The organism is Mariniphaga sp. (assembly GCF_041687215.1).
Taxonomy (GTDB): domain Bacteria; phylum Bacteroidota; class Bacteroidia; order Bacteroidales; family Prolixibacteraceae; genus Mariniphaga.
Genome location: NZ_JAWLCI010000028.1, coordinates 1 through 16436 on the forward strand (window position 1 = coordinate 1; position 16436 = coordinate 16436).

Annotated in this window: 19 protein-coding genes; 8 read left to right on the top strand and 11 right to left on the bottom strand. The window is 38.8% G+C overall.

Annotated elements, in window-relative coordinates; genetic code table 11:
- The first annotated feature begins 199 nt into the window (after positions 1 to 199).
- Entirely contained in the window at positions 200 to 784 is a 585-nt protein-coding gene (locus tag ACESMA_RS11260; RefSeq protein ID WP_372948916.1) for a DUF937 domain-containing protein, read from the top strand.
- Positions 785 to 795: 11 nt separating this feature from the next.
- Here the strand turns inward: ACESMA_RS11260 and htpX are convergent, their stop codons facing one another.
- The 4 genes from htpX to ACESMA_RS11280 form a co-directional block, all read right to left on the bottom strand.
- Positions 796 to 1623: a zinc metalloprotease HtpX gene (gene htpX, locus ACESMA_RS11265; RefSeq protein WP_372948917.1), complete on the bottom strand. Its 828-nt coding sequence runs from the start codon at positions 1621 to 1623 to the stop codon at positions 796 to 798.
- 100 nt (positions 1624 to 1723) lie between these two features.
- Positions 1724 to 2197: a peptidoglycan-binding protein LysM gene (lysM, locus tag ACESMA_RS11270; protein ID WP_372948918.1), complete on the bottom strand. Its 474-nt coding sequence runs from the start codon at positions 2195 to 2197 to the stop codon at positions 1724 to 1726.
- Between the two features lie 23 nt (positions 2198 to 2220).
- Positions 2221 to 2424 carry a dodecin family protein gene (locus tag ACESMA_RS11275; protein WP_372948919.1) on the bottom strand — a complete coding sequence of 68 codons (204 nt, stop codon included), beginning with the start codon at positions 2422 to 2424 and terminating at the stop codon, positions 2221 to 2223.
- Between the two features lie 171 nt (positions 2425 to 2595).
- Complete coding sequence (locus ACESMA_RS11280) at positions 2596 to 3078, bottom strand: DUF456 domain-containing protein (protein WP_372948920.1); 483 nt, start codon at positions 3076 to 3078, stop codon at positions 2596 to 2598.
- A gap of 139 nt (positions 3079 to 3217) precedes the next feature.
- Here ACESMA_RS11280 and ACESMA_RS11285 point away from each other — a divergent pair, with 139 nt between their 5' ends.
- Positions 3218 to 4153, top strand: coding sequence for a YihY/virulence factor BrkB family protein (locus ACESMA_RS11285; RefSeq protein ID WP_372948921.1), 936 nt, complete (start codon positions 3218 to 3220; stop codon positions 4151 to 4153).
- A 10-nt stretch (positions 4154 to 4163) separates the two neighbouring features.
- On the opposite strand, the gene ACESMA_RS11290 is transcribed toward ACESMA_RS11285, so the two are convergent.
- Together ACESMA_RS11290 and ACESMA_RS11295 are read right to left on the bottom strand one after the other, a co-directional pair.
- Positions 4164 to 4316, bottom strand: a complete 153-nt coding sequence (locus ACESMA_RS11290; RefSeq protein ID WP_372948922.1) for a lmo0937 family membrane protein — start codon at positions 4314 to 4316, stop codon at positions 4164 to 4166.
- Between the two features lie 4 nt (positions 4317 to 4320).
- The gene (locus ACESMA_RS11295) at positions 4321 to 4506 is read right to left on the bottom strand and encodes a CsbD family protein (protein ID WP_372948923.1); all 186 of its coding nucleotides are present in this window, start codon (positions 4504 to 4506) and stop codon (positions 4321 to 4323) included.
- Between the two features lie 373 nt (positions 4507 to 4879).
- Between ACESMA_RS11295 and rpmB the strand changes: the two genes are divergently transcribed.
- From rpmB to ftsY, 4 genes are all read left to right on the top strand, one after another.
- Positions 4880 to 5122: a 50S ribosomal protein L28 gene (gene rpmB / locus ACESMA_RS11300; protein ID WP_372948924.1), complete on the top strand. Its 243-nt coding sequence runs from the start codon at positions 4880 to 4882 to the stop codon at positions 5120 to 5122.
- An 11-nt stretch (positions 5123 to 5133) separates the two neighbouring features.
- On the top strand, positions 5134 to 5322 hold the full coding sequence (gene rpmG / locus ACESMA_RS11305; protein ID WP_372948925.1) for a 50S ribosomal protein L33: 189 nt from the start codon (positions 5134 to 5136) through the stop codon (positions 5320 to 5322).
- Between the two features lie 6 nt (positions 5323 to 5328).
- On the top strand, positions 5329 to 5484 hold the full coding sequence (locus ACESMA_RS11310; protein ID WP_372948926.1) for a DUF4295 domain-containing protein: 156 nt from the start codon (positions 5329 to 5331) through the stop codon (positions 5482 to 5484).
- Positions 5485 to 5607: 123 nt separating this feature from the next.
- The gene (ftsY, locus tag ACESMA_RS11315) at positions 5608 to 6564 is read left to right on the top strand and encodes a signal recognition particle-docking protein FtsY (protein ID WP_372948927.1); all 957 of its coding nucleotides are present in this window, start codon (positions 5608 to 5610) and stop codon (positions 6562 to 6564) included.
- An 84-nt stretch (positions 6565 to 6648) separates the two neighbouring features.
- Here ftsY and ACESMA_RS11320 read toward each other — a convergent pair whose 3' ends face one another.
- The 3 genes from ACESMA_RS11320 to ACESMA_RS11330 form a co-directional block, all read right to left on the bottom strand.
- On the bottom strand, positions 6649 to 7809 hold the full coding sequence (locus tag ACESMA_RS11320) for a serine hydrolase domain-containing protein (RefSeq protein WP_372948928.1): 1161 nt from the start codon (positions 7807 to 7809) through the stop codon (positions 6649 to 6651).
- Positions 7810 to 7900: 91 nt separating this feature from the next.
- On the bottom strand, positions 7901 to 9130 hold the full coding sequence (locus ACESMA_RS11325; RefSeq protein WP_372948929.1) for a dicarboxylate/amino acid:cation symporter: 1230 nt from the start codon (positions 9128 to 9130) through the stop codon (positions 7901 to 7903).
- A 71-nt stretch (positions 9131 to 9201) separates the two neighbouring features.
- Positions 9202 to 10848, bottom strand: a complete 1647-nt coding sequence (locus ACESMA_RS11330; protein WP_372948930.1) for an alpha-L-fucosidase — start codon at positions 10846 to 10848, stop codon at positions 9202 to 9204.
- 126 nt (positions 10849 to 10974) lie between these two features.
- Here ACESMA_RS11330 and ACESMA_RS11335 point away from each other — a divergent pair, with 126 nt between their 5' ends.
- Positions 10975 to 12363: an aminopeptidase P family protein gene (locus ACESMA_RS11335; protein WP_372948931.1), complete on the top strand. Its 1389-nt coding sequence runs from the start codon at positions 10975 to 10977 to the stop codon at positions 12361 to 12363.
- Here the strand turns inward: ACESMA_RS11335 and ACESMA_RS11340 are convergent.
- Positions 12360 to 12797: an arsenate reductase ArsC gene (locus ACESMA_RS11340; protein WP_372948932.1), complete on the bottom strand. Its 438-nt coding sequence runs from the start codon at positions 12795 to 12797 to the stop codon at positions 12360 to 12362. The two genes, ACESMA_RS11335 and ACESMA_RS11340, sit on opposite strands and share 4 nt — an antisense overlap.
- 332 nt (positions 12798 to 13129) lie before the next feature.
- Between ACESMA_RS11340 and ACESMA_RS11345 the strand changes: the two genes are divergently transcribed.
- On the top strand, positions 13130 to 15772 hold the full coding sequence (locus ACESMA_RS11345; protein WP_372948933.1) for a DUF349 domain-containing protein: 2643 nt from the start codon (positions 13130 to 13132) through the stop codon (positions 15770 to 15772).
- A gap of 60 nt (positions 15773 to 15832) precedes the next feature.
- Here ACESMA_RS11345 and ACESMA_RS11350 read toward each other — a convergent pair whose 3' ends face one another.
- On the bottom strand, positions 15833 to 16435 hold the full coding sequence (locus tag ACESMA_RS11350) for a MarC family protein (RefSeq protein WP_372948934.1): 603 nt from the start codon (positions 16433 to 16435) through the stop codon (positions 15833 to 15835).
- Between the last annotated feature and the right edge of the window lies 1 nt (position 16436).

The following is a 16436-nucleotide window of genomic DNA, read 5'->3' on the forward strand; positions in this document are numbered from 1 at the left end:
AAAAGATGGACGACAAAGCCGACGAGTTTTTAGAAAAAGCGAAAGTGAAAGGAAAAAAAATTGCAGATAAAACAGATGATTTTTTTGATGATCTGTCTGAAAATATTAAAGGAAAAAAGAAAGATACTCCTCCGCCGACAAATAATGCATAATCGAACCTGAAATATTACTTTTAATATTAATCAAAAACCATACAAAAATGGAAGACATATTAAATTCAATTCTATCGAAACTCGACGATAATTCGTTGCAGGCCATAAGTCAAAAAACGAATGCTTCTCCTGATAAAGCAAAAAGTGCCATGGCCGCAGCCATTCCCATTTTAATGAATGCTTTGGCACGAAACAGTAATTCGCCTCAGGGATCCCAATCGTTGCAAAATGCCATTAAACGAGACCACGACGGAAGCCTGCTTGATAATCTCGGAGGTTTTCTGAACAATCCCGAATCGGCCAATGGTGCCGGAATTTTGAAACACGTGCTGGGAAACAAACGACAAAACGTTGAACAATACATCAGCAAGGATTCCGGCCTGAGTGGAGATTCTGTGAGCAAAATTCTGGAAATGGCTGCTCCACTGGTGATGGGATATTTGGGTAAGAAAAGCGGAGGTGGCGATGGAAATGCTTTGGGCAGTGTGATTAATTCTTACCTGAATTCAGAGAAAAAACAGGCGCCGAAATCACAAAGTGTAATCAATCAATTACTCGATCAGAATAACGACGGAAGCATAATTGACGACATTGCCCGCATGGGAATGTCTTTTCTGAAAAGAAGAAAATAATTACGAAATAGTTACACAGTAACTGCCATCTGTTTCAGGCGTTTAATTCGTTCTGAAGTGGGTGGATGGGTGCTGAACAAAGCCGAAAACGATTTTCCCGAAAAAGGATAAACAATGAACATGTGCGAGGTAGCCTGGTTGCCCGACATGGGAATTTGTTTGCTGTACGTTTCAAGTTTTGACAATGCATTGCTCAGGTATAACGGATTGCCGCTAACTTTGGCGCCAAAACTATCGGCTTTGTATTCCCGGGCTCTGGATATAGCCATTCGGATGAGGGATGCTGCCAATGGAGCCAGGATCATGGCCAGCAGCATAAAAATAACATTTCCGCCGCGGTTATTTCGGTTTCCCATTCCAAATCGTGAGGCGTAGCCCAGGTACGAAATAGCGCCGGCCAATGTAGCCGCAACGGTTCCTATCAGAATGTCGCGATTGGCAATATGTCCCAGTTCGTGAGCCAAAACCCCGGATAACTCGTTGTCGTTCATACTGTCGGCCAACCCTTTGGTTACTGCAACGGCAGCATGGCTTGGGTTTCGACCGGTAGCAAATGCATTGGGTTGATTCTGGTTAACCATATAAACTTTTGGCATAGGCAGTTCGGCATTGCGGGCAAGCTTTTCAACCATAACCGTAACGCGGTGATCTTTTGGCAGCTCTTGTGCCTTATAGACTTTTAATACCATTTTGTCGCTAAAATAATAGCTTATAAAATTGGTTATTCCAGCAAATATAAGGGCAATAATCATCCCGCTCTGGCCACCAATAGCTCCGCCAATCAGGAGGAACAGAAAGGTTAAAATGGCCATCAATCCAAACGTTTTAAAACCATTCATTTCTTATTCATTTTTTACTCTCCAAAACTATAAATAAACGCCGAAATATATTTGGGATTTCCCAATATTCCGGCGTTTATTTTTCATAATTTTTCCGCACTCAATCGAGTGGGGGAATAACCAGTACTTGTCCCGGATAAATTTTATCAGGGTGTTTGAGCATGGGCGTGTTGGCATCAAAAATCACCGGGTATTTATTGGCATTGCCATATACCCGCAAGGCAATTTTCGAAAGTGAATCACCCGAAACTACCGTATAAAACTGTTTTTCGGGTTCCTGTGGTTTTGCCTGTTTTTCCGTTTTCGATTCCATCACACTCATCATGTCTTCTACTTCCGAAATTCCTTCCACATTTCCGGCGGCAACAACAATCCTATTTTTGTTGGCTACCGTTTCAACCTTGCCGGTTAAAATTACGGTTTCATCTTTTACAATGGCCTGCAGGTTCTCGGTTTGGAAGCCAAAACTTTTGATGTGATTAAGAATAACAGCACCTTTATCGGGTTCTTTTTCTGCTTCAGACTTTTTAAAAAGCTTTGACCCCGCACCTTTAATAAATGAAATTAATCCCATTTTAGTTAATTTTCAGAGGATTACTACAAAAATACTTCAAAAGTAATCTTGCAGTTAATTCTGTATTCGATTACCTGGTTGTCATTTACAACCGCACTTTGGTCCTGTACATAAACAGATCGGATGCCTTTAACAGATTTGCTTGCTGTTTTCACAGCTTCTTTTACTGCATCTTCCCATCCTTTTTCAGAAGACGCCATAATTTCAATAACTTTTAATACTGCCATAATTTTACATTTTTAAAATAACCTGGCAATTTACTCAAAAATACTGGTAAAGCATAATATTTCAGTCATTTATTTAAAGTTGTCGGGTAATATTTTAATGAAAAAATAATGAATTTTTGACCAAAATAAATTTTGTTTAGGGCTTCTAAGCTTGTTATTCTTAATCTGTTTTCAACTTAAAAAAAGTTCTTTCCCAAAATGCCACGCCATTAATCCGGAGACAACGAGTTTCATGAGTGTGCCCACTAAAAATCCTATAAAAGAACCAAACCCGGATTTTAATGCAGCGCCCGAATCTTTTCCTGCCGAAAGTTCACCAATTACTGCTCCGGCAAATGGTCCGATGATAATTCCAAATGGCGGGAAAAAGAAAAGGCCAATGATAAGCCCGATAATACTTCCCCAAATTCCCCGCTTACTGCCACCAAAACGTTTGGTTCCCCAAATTGGAATAAAATAATCGATGATAGTTACCACAGCCGCTACAATCAGCCAGATAATCAGAAAACGGGTTGAAAATTGGTATTTATCAGTAAAATGCAGAAATAACAAGCCGATGTAACTTAACGGCGGACCAGGTAAAACGGGTAAAACTCCTCCCAAAATTCCACCAACTATAAAAAATGCACCCAATACGATTAAAACGTAATCCATTTTGCAAGAATTAAAATTGAATGCAAATAAACACAGAATTTTTATTCAGGCTTCATTCCTTTTAGTTATATTAATAGCTTTATAATGGAACTGGTTTATCTTTGAATTTCTGATTGCAAACAGATAAAAATGATTTGAAATGAATAATAAAAGTCTTGTAGGAAAAATAACCGACTGGTATAAAATAACACGTAAATCGCTTGCACATTTTATGACAAACCGACCGGTTGAGATGGCTGGAACAACAGCTTATTTTGCTATTTTTTCCATGGTGCCAATCATAATAATTATTGTTGCAGTTTTTGGAATAGTGACAGGCGATAAAGCCATTAGTGAAAAGTTATTTGAAGAGTTGAGTTTACTGGTGGGGCAGGAAAATTCTGTTGTGCTGGAAAAGGCTATTAATAATTACGAACTTTCGGAGAACAGCCTGATTGGAACAATTATAGGGGTTGGTTTTTTTTTGGTTTCGGCAACTACGTTATTCAGTTCTATGCAAAGTTCAATCAATTTTTTTTGGCGGGTAAAAACACGTTCTAATTTGAAAATGAATGTTTTGAGTTTGCTAAGGTCAAGAATTCTTTCTTTTGGTGTTATTCTGAGTTTGGGATTTGTTTTGTTGGTTTCGCTAATTATTGATGCCATCATTGCAATTATTAAAGAATTTCTGGCCACGCAAATTAGCCCCGATTTTATAATTATAGCCCAGGTAGCAAACTTTGTGGTTTCGCTTGCTATAGTTTCTTTTGTTATTGCTTTAATTTATAAATATTTACCTGATGTAAAGGTAAAATGGAGTGCCAGTTGGTTTGGAGCCGTTTTTACTGCAGTTTTATTTGCCACCGGAAAGCTGGGAATTGGATTTTTCATTGGTAACAGCAATTTGGGGCAGGTTTATGGTGCTGCCAGCTCAATAGTGGTAATATTAATCTGGATTTATTTTGCTTCACTAATTTTTTATTTTGGTGTGGAATTAACCTATCAATTTTCCAAATACCATGACCATGATAATTCTCCGGCAAGTTTTGCCATTCCGTTTGAAATTAACAAGTTGAATGCTGTACAAGAAGATTAATTCTTTCAGGCTAAGGCCTTCTTCCCCTAATAATTGAGATAAGAATTGAAATTAAGGCAAAAATTAGCAAAATATGAATCAGGTGACCTAACGAAAATGCAAAATAGCCTATCAGCCAACCTATTACCAAAATAACTGCAATAATGTACAATAATCCTCTCATGACCTTAAAATTTATTGATTACGTTTAATAATTCCTCTTTTGTTTTGCCGGTAGCCTTTTGAATACGCCCCAATAATTCATCCTCTTTTCCCTCAACATAAGCCAGATCATCGTCAGAAAGCTCAGCATATTTCTGTTTTAGTTTTCCTTTTAGTTCGTTCCAGTTTCCTTTTATCAATAATTTATTCATAACTGTAAATTTTAAAATGTGTAATAAATTGTTTCTCTTTGGTTTAGGAAAAATTAATGCCAAAAGTTTATTTCGTCATTTAAGTATTTGATATTTAAATGCTTAATTTTTTTTATCATTTATAAATGTGTGGAATTATTTAAAATAATTGTAGAAATTTATACCCGAAAGTATTTTTATCCAATTAAAATACTTTCTTTTCTGCTAAGTATTGAATACCAGTGATGAGGAGTTTATTGAGACGAACTAACACCCCAATGTTAATTGTTTACTGAAAAACTTGCACAACAGCTTGATTATTTATTAAAAAAGTATTTTCTTTGCAAGCCGTTAAAATAACGTGTTAGTTTGTACATCAAGAAATTATATAAAAATGTCACAAGTTTGTCAAATAACAGGGAAAAGAGCTATGGTGGGCAACAATGTTTCCCACTCGAAACGCAGGGTTAAAAGGAAGTTTAACGTTAACCTGTTCAGGAAAAAGTTTTACCTTCCGAATGAAAATCGCTGGGTTGTATTAACTGTTTCGGCGCATGGGTTGCGTACCATTAATAAAAAAGGTGTTGTAGCCGCCATTCAGGAAGCGAAAGAAAAAGGATTAATCGAAAAAATTTAAAGGACTGAGCAATGGCTAAAAAAGGTAAAGGCAACAGAATTCAGGTTATTTTAGAGTGTACCGAGCACAAGGACAGCGGTATGCCGGGAACTTCGCGGTATATTACCACCAAGAACAGAAAAAATACACCTGACCGGTTGGAAAAGAAAAAGTACAACCCCATTTTGAAAAAAGTTACTGTTCATAAAGAAATTAAATAATAAGTTATGGCAAAGAAGACGGTTGCAACATTACAAAAAGGATCGGGTAGGGGACATGCCAAAGTGATTAAAATGGTTAAGTCTCCTCAAAGCGGAGCATATATGTTTAGAGAAGAAGTAGTTACCAACGAAGAGGTAAAAGATTATTTTCAAAAACAATAGGAATTTGACGTTTGAGCAGAAAAAGCTTTCATCACCCGGTGGAAGCTTTTTTTGTTTGAGCCTAATCTCTTTAATCGTTCACAGAAAATATTGCTATTTTTAGCCACCACAAATTTTTAATCAATGGGAATATTTGGAAGTTTTACCAGAAGCAAAAAAGAAAATCTGGACAAAGGCTTGTCTAAAACCAAAGAGAGTGTTTTTAAAAAACTGAGCCGCGCTGTTGTTGGCAAATCAAAAGTTGACGATGAAGTGCTTGATAATCTGGAAGAGGTGTTGATTTCTTCAGACGTTGGTGTGGATACTACCCTTAAAATTATTAAACGCATTGAAGAACGGGTTGGCCGCGACAAATACATGGGAGTTGAAGAACTCAACCATATTTTAAAAGAAGAAATTGCTGCCCTTCTGGAGGAAAACAACTCGGAGGATGTTTCTGATTTTGATCTTCCGGAAACCGAAAAACCTTATGTTATTATGGTGGTTGGCGTAAACGGAGTGGGTAAAACTACAACCATTGGCAAATTGGCCTACCAGTTTAAGGAGGCTGGCAAACAAGTTTACCTGGGCGCTGCCGATACGTTCAGGGCTGCAGCCATTGAACAGCTTGAAATCTGGGCACAGCGTGTTGATGTTCCCATCGTAAAACAAAAAATGGGTTCAGATCCTGCCTCAGTTGCCTACGATGCACTTTCGTCGGCAAAAGCCAACAATGCCGATGTGGTAATTATTGACACAGCCGGACGATTGCACAACAAGGTAAATCTGATGAACGAGCTTTCGAAAATTAAAAAAGTGATGTCGCGCATTGTTCCGGGTGCTCCACATGAAGTGTTGTTAATTCTCGACGGCTCAACCGGACAAAATGCTTTTGAACAGGCTAAACAATTTACCAAGGCCACTGAAGTTACAGCTTTGGCCCTCACCAAACTTGATGGTACGGCAAAAGGTGGCGTAGTTATTGGCATTTCCGACCAGTTCAAAATTCCTGTAAAATATATTGGTATTGGTGAAAAAATGGAACATTTGCAAATTTTCAGAAGACGGGAATTTGTAGAATCCCTTTTTTCTGAATCCTGAAAATGCCGATCATTCGTTTTTAAGTTTTTTGGGTTCTTCTGGCGTTGGCAGTGCCAATTTTTATGGAAACCCTGAATTCAAAACCTAATTTTCATCGGGCGTTACGGAATCTTTTGCCTTTTCATCTTTGGGTTGTTCTTCAGCTTGTGGCAAAAAATGCCGGGCCATGTTAAAAATCGGATAATCGTTTGAAAAAGACCCCAGGTTTATTGCGCAAGCAACTACAAGCTTTTCTTCAGGATAAACCAGCAAGGCAGCGCCCCCGCCGGTAACAGTGCCGCTTCTTCCATAAATTTTTCTTCCTTCACGATCTTCCATCAATATCCATCCGTTAGCCATGTTGGATGGAATGTCATTAAAGAGCAGCACCGACTCAAAAAGCCGTGCTTTAATTTCTTCCGAAAAAAAATCGGAATATAGCAGAGCATTGCCAAACTTTACAAGGTCTTCAGCATTGGAAAGCAATCCTTCTGAAGGCGCTCTGAAACGCATATCGCGGGTGGTGGCATGAACAACCTGTGCAATAAAATTATGGTCATAAAAATCAGACCGTCCTTTTATGTAAGCGAACGGATTGTCAATCAGGGTATTTTCAAGATTTAAAGTGTCGGTAATATAATCTTTTAACAGGACAGGAAATTTCTTTTCGGTAACCTTTTCCATAATTACACCTAACAAATTGTAATTGTACATGTTGGGTACAAGATACATTCCCGGCGGAAATTCGAGCGAATCGGCTTTGAAATTTTCAATTCCGGCCTGCATGGTAACATTCAATCCTCTCCAGTCACTTTCTTCACCCTGAGGTTCTCTTATTCCTGAAGTGTGATCAACCAAATGATGAACTGGCAGGCTGAATTGTTTCTCCGGAAAATCAGGATAATAATGCTGAACAACAGAGTCGGGGTGAAGTGTTCCGTTTTCAACCATTTTTTGGTAAATCAGGTTGGTAAATAATTCAGAAACCTGGCCAATCCTGAATTTGGTATTTCTGGTTACCGGAACTTCCAGGTCTTCTGAGGCAAGTCCAATTCCTTCAGAATAAATGATTTTTCCCTCTTTGGCAATGGCAAAAGTGCCACCTGGGGCAAAGTTTTGAGCCAGATAAAAAACGGCATCCTTTCGTGCAGCTTTAATTTCCTTAACGTACTTTCTATCATAAAGCACATCGGTTTTGTTTTTTTTGCAGTTTGAAAGGCTAAATAAAATGATAAGTAAAACTGAAAATCGTAAAAAATTTTTCACCTCCATATTTTTTAGTTTTTCTGAATTGCATAAAAATTGCCGCAAAAATAGGGATTTCAGCAAATATGAATTCTTAAAAAATGTAAAAAAATCAGTCAATAGCTACACTGGTTTCTTCATTTTCAGACCTTGCTATGGTGACTGCCCCGCAACTGTCGCTCCACACGTTTACAGATGTACGCAGCATATCCAGAATCCGGTCAACTGCCAGCACTAAACCTATGCCTTCGAGCGGAAGACCAACTGCGGTTAGAACAACAGTCATCATTACCAGTCCGGCCATAGGAATTCCGGCAGCACCAATGGAAGCCAGAAGAGCAGTTACCACAACCAGCATTTGCTGGATAAATGTCAGTTCAACGCCATAAGCCTGAGCAATGAACATAGCTGCAACACATTCATATAATGCGGTTCCGTCCATGTTAATGGTTGCTCCAAGAGGCAGGGTAAAACTTGATACTTTATTTGAAACTCCGCTGTTATTCTCCAGCGCCTGCATGGTAAGAGGCAACGTAGCACTTGAAGATGATGTTGAAAATGCAGTAAGTAGTGGAGCTGTCATATTTTTTAGGTGGGCATAGGGTTTTGCTTTGCCAATAAACCTTACAATAACAGGCAGTGTAATCAGCGCATGAATTAAAAGGGCGACCACAACAGTGAGGCTGTAAATGGCAAGGCTTCCGGCTATACTTGCCAGTTCGCCCGAGTTGCGTTTTACTTCAGTGGCCACTATTCCGAATATACCAAGTGGTGTGAATTTTATGATGAACAGGGTAACTTTCATCATTACTTCAAACACTGAATCGAAAAAATTGGTTAGGGTTTCCCGGTATTTTGTTGCTGTTTTTGTTATAAAAAATCCAAAAAGAATAGCAAAAAATATTACGGGTAAAATATCTCCCTGTGCCATGGAATCTATAATGTTTTCAGGAATTAACCTGAAAAAAATATCTCGCACCGAGCCCGTATTTTCTGTTAATCCTTCTACCGATTTCGAAAATCCCAGGTCAACACCAACTCCGGGTTTAATAAGGTTTACCATGGTGAGGCCTGTTAAAATGGCCAGGGTGCTGGTCCCCAGGTAATACGTCATGGTTTTAAATCCGAGGCGTCCCAGGTTTTTGCCGTCGCCCATGCTGGTTACGCCGCTAATTATTGAGCTGAATACCAGTGGAATAATTACCATTTTTAAAGCCCTGAGGAAAATGTCGCCAATCCAGGAAACATATTTTACCCCGTCAGGGATGAAGTATCCAAACAGTACAGCAAGAATAAAGGCAATTAGAATTTGCCAGTGCAATTTGATTTTTAAAATATTCACATTTCCGGTTTTAACTGGTTTTTGTAAAGGGTTGCTAAATTAGTTTTTTTAGGAGATATGACAAATTTTAATCAAAATCTGATTCTTACAATATCGCCGTAAATCCTAAGTTTCGGATGATCGACAAATGCTCTTACCTGGTATTCTTTACCTGCTTTTTTAAATTGCGGACTGATGGAAAAATTACCGGTACCTGAAATTTCAACGGTTTCTGATTCCTGCCATTCATCGGAATATAACTCTTCAACAAAACCGGCATATTCACGAAACTGAAATCCAGCCTTTAATTTTTCAGCATCACCTTTATTTATTATTTCGCCATTAAAAGTTATCAGATTATTTGCCGAACCTGAAATTACCGGCCGGTTTGTTACCACTGCCGGCGGTTCGAGTGATGGCGCTGCATTGGTGATTTTAAGTACAAGTGGATTATGCCATTTGTTATTATTGTAAATGCGTTGTGCTCTGACACATGAAATGTGAAGCCCGTCTTCTTTCTGTTCAAAATAAGTTTTGGCATCTGTTTCAGGTTGGTATTCTACTAATTCTCCAGATTGACCCAAAACACTTACTTCGCTTTTTTCAGAGGTCAGCACCGATTTTAACAAAAATTCTTTTCGGGCGCCCCTTGTCCAGTCAGGGATTTTAGTTAGGAAAGCATAAAGTGTTTTTTCTTCCGGTTTCCAGGTAAACCAAATGTTTTCTTCGTTGGGTAAAATCCACGGGCTTACTTTTTCAACCGCCTCGTAATTGATAAAATTCCAGGCAGCCATTTCACGCAGATTGGCATCTTGTTCTTCCGGTAGTTCACCGTTAGGTTTTGGTCCAACATTCAAAAGTAAATTTCCTCCTTTTGCTCGTGTTTCAATCAAAATTTCAATAAGCCGGGCACCGGTTTTATATTCTTCATTGGTTGGTTTGTAAGCCCATTGGGTACCCATGGTAATGCACGATTCCCATGGCTCGTCGGACGCAATTCCCAAAACCATTTGTTCCGGAGTTTTTATGGCGCCCCGCGTAACTACAATTTCGGGCTGAAGTTCCCAAACCACCTCTTTGCATTTTTCCTGTAACGGACCTTCTCCACCATCAAAAAATATGATGTCAATATCACCATACTGTGCCATTAGTTCCATGCATTGCAGTTCAACCAACTCCAGATATTTTCCCATAATTTTTTCTGGAATGGGTTCAGTAAATCGGCGTCGTACCTGCATTCCGTTTTCATACAAAAAGTTAAAATCTTCGGGCGAAAAGTAAAATCCCACAGCCAGCCCTGCTTTTCTTGTAGCATCAACATATTCAGCCAGTAAATCTTTTCCGTAAGGCGTATTCATTATATTGAACTCTGTGGTTTGCGTATCCCACATACAAAAACCGGAATGGTGTTTTGTGGTGAAAACGATATATTTCATACCCGCAAGTTTGGCAAGTGTGGCAATATCATCGGGCGAAAACTCTTTTGGATTGAACGTTTTGGGCAACTCATTTACAAACCGGTTCAGATAATCTTCTGAAGCTCCGGCCATGGAATGGCTGATAACAACTCCCAACTGGCTGTCGAAACTAAAATGAATAAACATGCCAAATCCCAGGTCGCGAAACCATTCCAGCCGGTCGGGTTTATTCAGGTTTAAAAAATTTTCCTGTTGATTTTGTTGTGCCTGAATGGAAATTAAAAAGAATAATAAAGAAATGGCTAAGCTAATCTTTTTCATTGTTTTATGCATTAAATTTCGGTTTTATAAATGGTGAATACCTAAACAATTCGTGCTGCAATTTAAAAATAAACACGCGAAAAATTATATATTCGTGGACTAATCGAAAAAAATAAAAATAAGAATATGTTTGAAAAAGAGATTTATACCCATCGCAGGAATAAACTTAAAAACAAAGTTTCCAACGGAATTGCACTTTTTTTAGGTAATATGGAATCGCCCATGAACTACCCAGCCAACACATTTCATTACAGGCAAGACAGTTCGTTTCTGTATTTTTTCGGGCTCGATTTTCCGGGACTTGCCGGGGTGATTGATTTTGACAACGGCGAGGATTATATTTTCGGAAATGATGTGGATTTGGATGATATTATCTGGATGGGGCCGCAGGTTACCATTCAGGAAAATGCCACAAAAGTAGGAGTTGCCAAAACGGCTCCTCTTGCAAAACTGAATGATTTCCTTTCAAACGCAATTAAACAGGGTAGGAAAATACATTTTTTGCCTCCCTACCGGGGAGAAAACAAAATTTGGCTGGAACAGTTGCTCGGTATTTCTGCATTGCGAATTGGCGAATATGCCTCTGTTGAACTGATAAAAGCAGTTGTTGATTTGCGTTCGGTTAAAGAGCCCGAAGAAATTGAGGAGATAAAAAAAGCATGTGCAACCGGTTACGAAATGCATGTAGCGGCGATGAAGCTCGCCAAACCAGGTGTGCGGGAACAACAAATTGCCGGAACCATTGAAGGAATTGCTGCCGCAGGAGGTGGTATGATTTCCTTCCCGATAATACTTTCGCAAAATGGTGAAACCCTCCACAACCACGATCATTCGCAAATTTTAAAGGAAGGACGATTGATGTTAACTGACGCAGGTGCAGAATCGTTGCTTCATTATGCATCCGATTTTACGCGCACCGTGCCGGTTGGAGGAAAATTCACCCAAAAACAACGTGATATTTATGAAATTGTACTTGCGGCCAATAATAAAGCAACAGAATTAACAAAACCGGGCGTTACCTACAAATCGGTGCATTTGGCAGCAAGTGAGGTAATTGCAGCGGGATTGAAAGACCTTGGTATTATGAAAGGAGATGTTAAGGAAGCAGTAGCAAATGGTGCTCATGCATTGTTTTTTCCACACGGACTTGGACACATGATGGGCCTCGATGTGCATGACATGGAAGACCTCGGCCAGATTTACGTGGGCTACGACGATGAAATTCGTCCTTCTGAACAGTTTGGAATTGCCGCACTTCGTTTGGGCCGCAGGTTGCAACCAGGTTTTGTTGTGACCAACGAACCGGGAATTTATTTCATTCCGGCACTAATCGATCAGTGGCAACGCGATAAAACCAACGCGGATTTTATAAATTTCGACAAGGTTAACGAGTATCGCCAATTTGGCGGCATCAGGCTCGAAGACGACATTCTGGTAACAGAAACCGGAAGTGAAATTATTGGAAAACGTGTTCCGGTTGAAGCGGATGAAGTGGAAAAAATTGTTGCAGGTTAAACCGATTTTTCTATCTGCTTTTTTAAAATGCGGTGGTAAAAATAATCCATTTCGGTTTTAATTTCATCCCTGATTTCGCGGCATTTTTGCCTGATTTCTTCCTTGTTTTTAGCGTTTTTATAAGGATTGTGAAAACCCAGATGCATTTTGCGTTTGCATTTGATTGGAGGAACTTTTAATTGTTCAACTGTTCCGTCACCAACAGTAATCAGGTAATCGAACTCTATATCATCGAATTTGGAATAATGCTGGGGAACCTGTGGATTCAGGCTGATTCCAATTTCGGCCATTACCTGAATGGCTACCGGACTTACATGGTCAACCGGGTCTATTCCGGCGGAGTAAATTTCCAGATTTTTGTCGTAGCTTCTCAATATTGCTTCAGCCATCTGGCTTCTGCACGAGTTTTGGTTACTTAAAAAAAATATCTTCATCAAACAAGCGGTTTTAAGTTTTTAAATCTATGGTTTATCAGATTTTAAATTTGCCGATAAAATAATACTTAAATGACATTTCTCAAAATTTCAATTCAACTGATTTTGTTGAAAATTAAACTTTTACAGATGTTTTTAAACATAAATTCCGAAATTAAGTTGTAAATCTCTGTTTTAACCCGCGCCTGGCAAAAGAATTACCAGACCTGAAATATCAAACTCCTGTCTTTTAAATTGATTTTAAAATCTTTGAGTATTAAGGCGTAATTACCTATTTTCGTAGTCTGATTATTTTACGCACACCATGATGTATGGTATTTAAAATTTTGTAAATGGAACCTAAAGATCTGAAAAACCCGGAAGGGTTAAAAAGCAGAAAAGATGCAAAGGTGAAAAAACCTGGCAAAACTGCTGCTTCGAATGAGCAAATTGAGAACAAGGAAAAGGCTGTGGAATCTGTAGAAGAAAACAAGCCTGTTGAACCGGAAACTACTTTTAGTGAGCAGGAAAAGAAGACTGAAAGTGTTGATACAGAAGAAAAAGTTTCTGCAAATGTTTCACCGGAAAAAGAGGAATTGGTAACTGAAGAAACACAGGAAGAAACTGCTGCACTTGTTGACGAAACAGAAAAGCAGGCTGAAACAACCAACGAAATTTCAACTGATGTTCCACCGGAAAAAGAGGAACCGGTAACTGAAGAAACACAGGAAGAAACTGCTGCAATTGTTGACGAAACAGAAAAGCAGGCTGAAACAACCGACGAAACTTCAACTTATGTTCCACCAGAAAAAGAGGATCCGGAGACTGAAGAAAAACAGGCAGAAATTGCTGCTAAAGCTGGAGAAACAGGGAAGCAGGAGGAAAATACTGAGACAAGTTCAGAATCAGAAAAGCAATCCGGGCAGGTTGAATCAGACGAGCAACCAGAAACTTCAGAAATTTTGGGGGAAGATGAAGCTGCAGTTTCAGAAGATGAGGAAGTTGAAAGTGCTGAAAATGAAGCTGTAAGGGAAGTAGATTCTAAATCAGTTAGAGCAGCAAATGATGGGGAAATTGCTACTGAAGGGGAATCTGTACCGGAAAATAAACCTGAAGAAAGTGAACCTGAAAAGGATCAGGGAAATGAAATCACTGAGGACGAGCCCAAAAAAGAAGAAACAGTAGAAGCTGCACCGGTTTCTGATAAAGAAAAAGCAGAGAAAAAAGAAAAGAAAAAGCCGGAACCTGCACCTGTCAAAAAAGAAAAACCAGATTATTCTACTTTTAGTCAGATTGAATTGGTTAATGCTTTGCGCGATGTTCTTGAAAACAGTGGCGACCACGATATCAGAGATGAAGTTGAAAACATTAAAGCTGCATTTTACAAAACGGTAAAAGAGGAGAATGAAGCGCAGAAAAAACAATTTATTGAGGAGGGTGGCGAAGAAGAAGAATTTGAAGCTGAGGAAAACCCATATGAACAGGATATCAAAGATTTACTGAAACAGTACAGACAAATCAGGCACGAGTTTAATAAAAAGTTGGAACAGGAAAAGGAGATAAACCTTCAGGTAAAATACGATATCATTGAGGAAATAAAAGGTTTAATTCATAAAGAAGAGTCAATTAATAAAACATTTCAGGATTTCAGGGATTTGCAGCAGCGTTGGCGGGAGATTGGATTAGTTCCGCAGGCAAAAATGAAGGATTTGTGGGATACCTACCATTTTCATGTTGAAAATTTTTACGATTACATCAAAATCAATAAAGAGCTGCGCGACCTTGATTTGAAGAAGAACCTGGAAATGAAAATCAGGCTCTGTGAACAGGCCGAGGAATTATTGCTGGAACCCAATACGGTAAAGGCTTTTAACAATTTGCAAAAGTTGCATGAGCGCTGGCGCGAGATTGGTCCTGTGCCGCGGGAAAACAAGGATGATATTTGGGAACGTTTTAAAGCAGCTACTGCCAAAATAAATAAAAAGCATCAGGAATATTTTGAAAGCCGAAAGGGCGAGCAAAAGAAAAACCTTGAAGCAAAACGTGCGCTCTGCGAACAGGTGGAGGAGATAAACGAACTGGATTTGGCCACCCACAAAGAATGGGGTGAAAAATCGAAGGAAGTGGTAAATCTGCAAAGGTTGTGGCGAACCATTGGTTTTGCACCGCGAAAGGATAATAATAAAATTTACAGACGTTTCAGGGAAGGCTGCGATAAATTTTTCGATAATAAGCGCGAGTTTTACGCTAAAAACAAAGAACTTCAGCAAAATAACCTTCAGCTAAAAATTGATTTGTGTATGCAGGCTGAAGCGTTAAAAGACAGCGACGACTGGCGGAAAACAACTCAGGATCTCATCAACATTCAAAAACAATGGAAGGAAATAGGGCCGGTGCCCCGTAAACATTCAGATATTCTCTGGAAACGTTTCAGGGCGGCCTGCGATTATTTCTTCGACAAAAAATCGGAACATTTTTCAAGTATCGACTCTGAACAGGGAGATAATCTGAAAGAAAAAGAACAACTGATTAAAGATGTTGAAAACTTTAAATCGACAGGCGATGTAGATAAAAACCTGAAAATTTTAAAAGATTTCCAGCGTCGGTGGACCGAAATAGGGCATGTGCCAATCAGGAAGAAAGATGAAATTCAGAAACGATTTCGGGATGCCATTAATAAATTATTCGACGATTTAAATCTCGACGAATCGAAGCGTAATCTGCTTAAATTCAGAACAAAAATGGCATCATTCTCCGAGTCGTCGCGTGGCCAGAACAAAATGCGACTGGAACGCGATAAATATATGACCAAACTAAAACAACTGGAGAATGACCTTGTGCTGCTGGATAATAACATCGGCTTTTTTGCCAAATCGAAAAATGCAGAAACCTTAATTAAGGATGTAAAACGCCAGATTGAGCAAACCAAGGAGAAAATTGAGTTGATGAAAGATAAAATCAGGGTAATTGATGAAATGGATCACTCTGAAGAATAGAAATCAAAAAATTGAGGTTCAAGAAGCCCTGCCGATATTTCAATCAGCAGGGCTTCTTTTTTAAAGGACAAACATATTGTTTATACCCGTGAGCACCATGTTAATTCCAATTGCACCAATAAAAAAACCATTTAAACGCAATAAAACTTCCATATTTTTATCGAATGCAGTTTTCAGCCTTTTGGTTTCAATGGAGTTTCTGAATTTAGTTAATACAATAAGTATCAAAAGATTCATACCAAAAATGATTACAAGTAATACTGAACCAATTAAAAACGAATGATTTTGTGAAAGCAATATGCTCAGTGAAATCGTACCTGCTCCCACCATAAATGGCAATGCTATTTCAGAGGCCAAATCGTCGAGGTTTTCCTTAATGATGATGAGTGCTTTTTGTCCGCGGACAATAAAAAAGTAGGCGAATGAAAATATGATGATTCCACCAAAAATCCGGAATGATTCAAAATCGATATGAAAAACTTTTCTGAAAATCAGGTCACCGGTAAAGAAAAAAACCAGGCTGATAATAAATGAAATAAGCGATGCTTTTAATATTACCCTGGTAAAGTTTTTAAATGTGAGGTCTTTTCTTACCGGTTCCAGGTAAAGAAAAAGTGCAAATGGATTGAGCATAACCAAAAATTCAATAATCGACGAAATCATA